General features: G+C 64.4%; 8 protein-coding genes. 5 read left to right on the top strand and 3 right to left on the bottom strand.

The genetic code is table 11. The features are described from left to right. Positions 1-113 precede the first annotated feature (113 nt). Complete coding sequence (locus tag CIT26_RS14590; protein WP_167391411.1) at positions 114-809, bottom strand: XRE family transcriptional regulator; 696 nt, start codon at positions 807-809, stop codon at positions 114-116. 432 nt (positions 810-1,241) lie between these two features. On the opposite strand from CIT26_RS14590, the gene CIT26_RS14580 reads away from it, so the two are divergent. From CIT26_RS14580 to CIT26_RS37595, 4 genes are all read left to right on the top strand, one after another. Then, positions 1,242-2,072: a GcrA cell cycle regulator gene (locus CIT26_RS14580; RefSeq protein WP_095493245.1), complete on the top strand. Its 831-nt coding sequence runs from the start codon at positions 1,242-1,244 to the stop codon at positions 2,070-2,072. A 298-nt stretch (positions 2,073-2,370) separates the two neighbouring features. Further along, complete coding sequence (locus CIT26_RS14575; protein ID WP_095493244.1) at positions 2,371-2,979, top strand: DUF6456 domain-containing protein; 609 nt, start codon at positions 2,371-2,373, stop codon at positions 2,977-2,979. A gap of 80 nt (positions 2,980-3,059) precedes the next feature. Further along, the gene (locus tag CIT26_RS36605; RefSeq protein ID WP_167391410.1) at positions 3,060-3,230 is read left to right on the top strand and encodes a hypothetical protein; all 171 of its coding nucleotides are present in this window, start codon (positions 3,060-3,062) and stop codon (positions 3,228-3,230) included. A 118-nt stretch (positions 3,231-3,348) separates the two neighbouring features. Next, entirely contained in the window at positions 3,349-3,615 is a 267-nt protein-coding gene (locus CIT26_RS37595; RefSeq protein WP_095493242.1) for a DUF2285 domain-containing protein, read from the top strand. 565 nt (positions 3,616-4,180) lie between these two features. On the opposite strand, the gene efp is transcribed toward CIT26_RS37595, so the two are convergent. Continuing rightward, positions 4,181-4,747 carry an elongation factor P gene (efp, locus tag CIT26_RS14560; protein ID WP_095493241.1) on the bottom strand — a complete coding sequence of 189 codons (567 nt, stop codon included), beginning with the start codon at positions 4,745-4,747 and terminating at the stop codon, positions 4,181-4,183. Between the two features lie 129 nt (positions 4,748-4,876). On the opposite strand from efp, the gene epmA reads away from it, so the two are divergent. Next, positions 4,877-5,920, top strand: coding sequence for an EF-P lysine aminoacylase EpmA (gene epmA / locus CIT26_RS14555; RefSeq protein WP_095493240.1), 1,044 nt, complete (start codon positions 4,877-4,879; stop codon positions 5,918-5,920). 3 nt (positions 5,921-5,923) lie between these two features. On the opposite strand, the gene CIT26_RS14550 is transcribed toward epmA, so the two are convergent. Further along, complete coding sequence (locus tag CIT26_RS14550) at positions 5,924-6,292, bottom strand: endonuclease domain-containing protein (RefSeq protein WP_095493239.1); 369 nt, start codon at positions 6,290-6,292, stop codon at positions 5,924-5,926. Positions 6,293-6,411 lie beyond the last annotated feature (119 nt).

The raw sequence follows: 6,411 nt of genomic DNA, 5'->3' as shown, positions 1-6,411 counted from the left end.
ACCCTTCAAGCCCCTTTCGCAGCCGCCGACCTTCCCGCTTGACATCCCCAAGACGCAAATGTGTGCGCACGCTAGCCCACAGGGGGAGAAGGGAGCGCGCTCCGCCGCCGCCCTCAGTACCCCAGCAGCTCCTTAAGCGGGATAACGCGCCAGACGTGCTTGATCGCGTAGCGGTTGAAGATCAGCGTCTTCGGCGGATTGTACTGCTCGACGACCAGCTCGGCGGCGGTGCGCTTGACCAGCTTCTTGATGAAGGCCTTGCCGTTGCGCTCGTTTTCCTCGGGAAACATCTCGATCACCACGTGGTCGCCGGGCACGGCGTCGCGGCCGCCGCAATAGAGCATCTCGCCGGGCTCGTAGCGCGGCACCATCGAGTCGGAAAGCACATGCAGCGCAAACACCTTGCGCAGATGGGCAATGCCGGGCGGGCGCTGGACATAGCCGGCGACCTCGCCGTTGAAGGTGAAATCGCCGTCGTCGCCGCCGACCGCAGCACCCAGAAGCTCGATGTCCATCGGGCCGGCGGGCAGGGGGGCGGCGTCGGTGACGATCTCTGCGTCGGCGACATTGTCGGCGTCGTCGAGGAAGACGACCTCGCCCCTGCCGAGCGCCACCGGGTCGACGCGCAGGAAGGCAGCGGTCTTCAAAAGGTTCTCGGTCTTGGGCAGGTTGCGGCCGGTTTCCCAATTGCCGACGGCGGCGACGTCGGTTTCGTTGTGCTCGGCAATGTGGCGCATCACCAGGCCGCGCTGTTTGCGCGCCTTGCGGATCGCCGCACCGACTTTGATCGACAATGAGGTTTTCGCCATGGCGCCATCTGAAACATAAGAATCGGTTTCGTCCATGAAAGAATGGCTTGCATATATTTTCGAGTTATGCTTATATACGGCCATGCACAAGCCGCGTTGCCCCATCTCGTTTTCCCGTCCGTCCCGGCTGCCTTCCTCCCCGGCCGGGACGAAGCCCGAGGCTAGCGCCTCGGATCCGGTCCCCCTGCCGTCACCGGCGGCGACCGGAACGGCCGGAGCCGTTCTCCCCACGGCTCCGGCCAGGAATTTCCGCCAGTGTCATGCGGGCCTTTCATGCGTCCGCACCGAGGACGGCACGGTCATCGTCTTCGACCGGCAAACGGGCAGGGCGGTTTCCGGCGCCACCCGCGCGGCAGCCGAGGCGAAGCTTGACCGCCTGAGGTAGCCCCTTCTCTTCGGCATTTCACGCAACTCTTGAGACGGACCAACACCATGCCCGGCTATACCGACACGGAATTGCAAAGCATCGCCCGCTGGCTGAAGGACGGACTGTCCGCCGCCCGGATCGCCGACCGGCTGAGCGCGCTGCGTGGCGGCCCGGCCTCGCGCAACGCGGTCATCATCATCGTGCACCGCAACGCTGACTTGCGTGCCATCGGCTTTGCCAATCCCAGGGGCGGCAGGACTGGTGGCCGGCCGAGGAAAAACCCGGCAAAGCTTGCCAGGCCGGGCAAACCTGCAGGGCCGGACGGATCGCAAGCAAAGTTGCCGGGACAAGCGAAGCTGCCTGTGCAAGCTGAACTGCCTGTGCAAGCAAAGCTGCCGGGGCAAGCAGAGCTGCCGGGGCAAGCAGAGCTGCCTGGGCAAGCAGAGCTGCCTGGGCAAGCAGAGCTGCCTGGGCAAGCAGAGCTGCCTGGGCAAGCAGAGCTGCCCGTTCAAGCGAAGTTGGCGAAGCAAAACGGGCCTGCAAGGCATATCACCCCGGCCAGGCTGGCGCCGCCGGTCTGGCTGCCGCAGCGCCAGTTCGTGCGCGAGATCCACGGGCCCGAGGCCCTCAAGGTGCCGGCGCCGCGCCCGGTTGGCGCCGTCGGGCGCCCGCCGCATGTCGCGGCCATGCGCTTCATCGACTGCCTGTTCAACCGCTGCCGCGCGCCGCTCGATCTGACGCTGGAGGAAGATCCCGAAAACGACGCGCCGGGCAGCCGGCCGGCACTGGATATGCTGTGCTGCGGCCTGCGCACGCGGCCGCTGAAAAGCTACTGCGCCTATCACGCGGCACGTTTCTGCGACCATCGCCGTACGGCTCTGCCGGACGCAGCGTAAGCGGCATCGGTCGAGATTCTTCTCGCCAAGCACGGCGGCCTGGTTCCTCGCACCCGCTGCGCGGGGGAGAGGTGGCTCGGCGAAGCCGAGACGGAGAGGGGGCCCCTACGCGAAGCCAAAGCCGGATGAGGAATTGCAAGGGCCAAACCGATGAAGACGTGAGCTCTTCAACGACGAAATCGCCAGCGCAGCGCGATAGCCCCTCTCCGTCTCGGCTTCGCCGAGCCACCTCTCCCCACTCTGTGGGGCGAGGAACCCAGGTTCTGCGAAGGCAGCAAATCAAACGAGGAGACTGTCCATGAGCAAGAAGGCCGCCAAGGTCAAGGCGCCGAAGGCACCCAAACTATCCAAGGGCGAGGCCGAGCAGGTGCGCATCCGCAAGGAGGTCGGCCATGATTTCGCGCTGAAGGACGACGCCTTCGGCCGCAAGCGGCTGGCGACCGGCACGCTGGAGGCGAGGCGGGTCTATGAGGTGTCGAATGACGGCCACACCGCGACCGGCGGCATTGTGCGGGTGCGCAATGTCGACCCGCTGACCGGCATCACCTCGCTGTCGCGCCAGCAGCGCGAGGCGGGTATGCGCTACCGCGAGGATTTTCGCGTCTCGGCACAGGACGGCGTCAGGCCGATGGCGCTGACCGAGCGCGTCGACGGCGGCCGCATCGGCGGCGGCGTTGCCGACCGCATCCTGTCCGCCGGCCGCGCCTATGCCGACGCCACCAGGGCGCTTTCGCATTGGGAGGTGTCGGGCGTGGTGCAAAAAGTCTGCTGCGCCGGCGAAACGGTAAAGAGCCTGGCCGAACAGACCGGCGAGCCGCGGGATGTTCTATCTAAACTGCTCAAGATCGGGCTGGATTTGTTGGCCGTGCATTATGGGATGATGCTGATGCGGCGGCCGCGTGGGTAGAGGGCAAACGGGGCGGGCGCTATGAACTTGTCATGCCATCAGAGGCTGCCTACCTGACCAAGAGATATGAGAGGTTGGCAATGCGTTTCATGGGCGTTGTTTTGGGGGCAATCTTAGCGATCGTCGGCATTGTTGCGGCAACGGCGGCTGTGTCCAGCGCCCATCCGATTTTTAATGTCTCGCTTGTCTTTGCGCTCTTGTTTGCCGCCGCAGTGCTATGGACTCATCTAAAGCCCCAGAAACGAATGTAGCTAAGCCGCATCCTGATTTTCGGGGCGCGCAGCGAACCTCGATCCGCCAGCGTCCTCCAATTGAAGGGCGCGGGTTTTTCGACCGCCTGTTACGGTGCGCTATTGCTGGTAGATCGCAATGCTAAAGCCACCGCCAAACCCCCATTTCGCAGACGTGGCGCCGACGTCTTCGGTGCTAACCGCGTATGACGAGCACTGCGTGCTGACATACATCCGGCTGCTCGATGCTTCGGCGGACGGCGCCGATTGGCGTGACGTCGCACACACCGTTCTGCACATTGACCCGGAGCAAGAGCCGGAACGGGCATTCCGGGCTTGGGCGACGCATCTGGCGCGTGCCCGCTGGATGAGCGGGAATGAGGGTTGGCGCCGATCGGCACTATGAGCGGTGCGGATGGAAGACGCCGGATATTTTCCGTGGAACTGCCGTCCCGGTCTGCCCGTTTAGTTAGGAAATCAATATGGAAAAGCGCCCGATGAACTCTTGGCAAATCAACACTTTGGAGGCGTGCTGCCTTCTTGCCGTTCCGCTGTCGATGATCCTTACGGTTCTGGTAGCGGGTTTCATCCTTGGCTGAATTCCCCGCTGCACTGTCCAGTGAAGCAGACTCTTCCCGGCGCGCATCATGGCACGGGGCAATCGCGGGGTGGGCCTCTACCTTAGCATTCTGCGACGATCAGGCGCCGTGGCGGATCTCGCTCACCCGTACTTATGGGGGGACTGTTAAGAGACAGGGTTAACGCGTATGAGTGAGTTAGGGTTAACAAAGGGTTTTCCGGTGACGCTGCTTCAAATCTCCTCGATCGTGGCCGAACTCGCGGTCTCCTACGTCACGATTGCACTCACATATCTGGCAGCTGTGTACGCGATCTGCTCCCGCTACTAGCCGCCGCGCGCCCAGCCGGCTTCCAGCACGCGAGGCCTGTCGCCCGCAAGCGATCCACCAGCCTCAATCCTTGGCGCGCTCAACATACGCGCCATCGGCCGTCATCACCACAACGCGGGTGCCGGCGCTGATGTGCGGCGGGACCAGCGTGCGCACGCCGTTGGATAGCGTCGCCGGCTTGTAGGACGAGGACGCCGTCTGGCCCTTGGTCACCGGCTCGGTCTCGACCACCTCGAAGGTGGCGCGCTGCGGCAGCACCAGCGAGATGGCGATGCCGTTGTGCTGGGAAATCTGCACCGCCATGCCTTCCTTGAGATAGGGCGCCGTCTCGCCGACCACGCTTTCCGGCACCGCGACCTGGTCGTAGCTTTCCGGGTTCATGAAATGGAAGCCTTCTGCGTCGCGGTAGAGGAAGGTGTGCTCGCGCTCCTCGACATAGGCGCGCTCGACCTGCTCTGTGGTGCGGTAGCGCTCCGAAACCTTCACCCCGTCGGAGATACGGCGCATGTCGAGCTGGGTCACCGGCGTGCCCTTGCCCGGATGGATGTTTTCGGCAAAGAGGATCACATAGAGCTTGCCGTCCTTTTCGACGACATTGCCTTTGCGTAGGGAACTGGCGATGACCTTCACGGGCTTTATTCCTAAGAGCGTTGACTGGCCTGGGAGCGCCGACCGGCGCAAATCGACTGCGGGAGCCGTTCGGTGCGGCCTAGCGCATCTTGGCGGCAATCGCCAGTCCTCCATGCAAATCCTGTCGTCATGACCACCGCCTCGCCCTGGTGGACGCCTGATGTTCACGCCGACCGCCGGCCGCGGCTGATCCTGCGCAATGCCATCACTGCGGCCCTGCGCGACTGGTTTGCCCGCCGCGATTTCATCGAGGTCGAGACGGCGGCGCTGCAGGTCTCGCCCGGCAACGAGGCGCATCTGTCGGCCTTCGCCACCGAGGCGATCGGGCCGGACGGACAGCGTCTGCCGCTCTATTTGCACACCTCGCCGGAATTCGCCTGCAAGAAGCTGCTCGCCGCCGGCGAGACGCGCATCTTCAGCTTGAGCGCCGTCTATCGCAACCGCGAGCGCGGTCCGTTGCACCATCCGTCCTTCACCATGCTCGAATGGTACCGGGCTAACGAGACCTATGAGAGCCTGATGAAGGATTGCGCCGGTCTTGTCGCGCTGGCCGCCGAGCGCGCCGGTGCAAAACGCTTCGCCTTTCGCGGCCGCGAGGCCGATCCGTTCGCCGAGCCCGAACGGTTGAGCGTCGCCGAGGCCTTCATGCGCCATGCCGGCATCGACCTGCTGGCCACGGTCGCCGCCGACGGCAGCACCGATCGCGAAGCGCTGCACGCGGCGCTAATCAAGGCGGGCTTACGCACCGCGCCCGACGACAATTGGGCCGATCTGTTCAGCCGGGTGATGGTGGAAAAGATCGAGCCGGCGCTGGGGCAGGGGCGCGCCACCATCCTTTACGACTATCCGATTTCGGAGGCCGCCCTTGCCCGGCCGAGCGCAGATGATCCGCGGGTCGCCGAGCGCTTCGAGCTCTATTGCTGCGGCGTCGAACTGGCCAACGCGTTCGGCGAGCTGACCGACGCCGCCGAGCAGCGCCAGCGCTTCATCATCGAGATGGACGAGAAGGAGCGTATCTATGGCGAACGCTATCCGATCGACGAGGATTTCCTCGCCGCACTCGCCATCATGCCGCAGGCGAGCGGCGCCGCACTCGGCTTCGACCGGCTGGTGATGCTGGCGACGGGGGCGATGCGGGTCGAGGATGTGATGTGGACGCCGGTGGCGGGGTGAAAGTCAGCGCCTGTCCGCGCCGGCCTCGATGATTATGTGCTGGCAGACATTGTCGATGTCGCGAATGACGTCGTCGTTCCAGAAGCGCAGGATGATCCAGCCCAGTGCTTCAAGCCTTGCGGTTCTCGCGGCATCCGACGCCGAGGCTTCGGCCTGGGCATGCTGGGAACCATCCAGTTCGACGATCAGCTTTTTGTCCGGGCAAGCAAAATCGACGATGTAGCCAGCGATCGGCATCTGGCGCCGAAACGCCAGTCCCATGAGGCGATGCGCTCTGATCTCGTTCCAGAGTTTCAGTTCGGCATCCGTCATGGCCTTACGCATCTTGCGCGCATTGCGGCGGTTGACTGGCGGCACGGGATAGTGGCTCATCGCCGCCGACCCCCTCTGCCCTGCCGGGCATCTCCCCCTCAAGGGGGGGAGATCGGCTGACCGCAACGCCGCACCTCGTCCTTCAACATCGGCGATTGAGGCCGGAGCGATGCGAAGGC

Origin of the sequence: Mesorhizobium temperatum (genome assembly GCF_002284575.1) — a bacterium.
GTDB classification, from domain to species: Bacteria; Pseudomonadota; Alphaproteobacteria; order Rhizobiales; family Rhizobiaceae; genus Mesorhizobium; species Mesorhizobium temperatum.
This window is presented reverse-complemented; position numbering and strand designations above follow the sequence as displayed.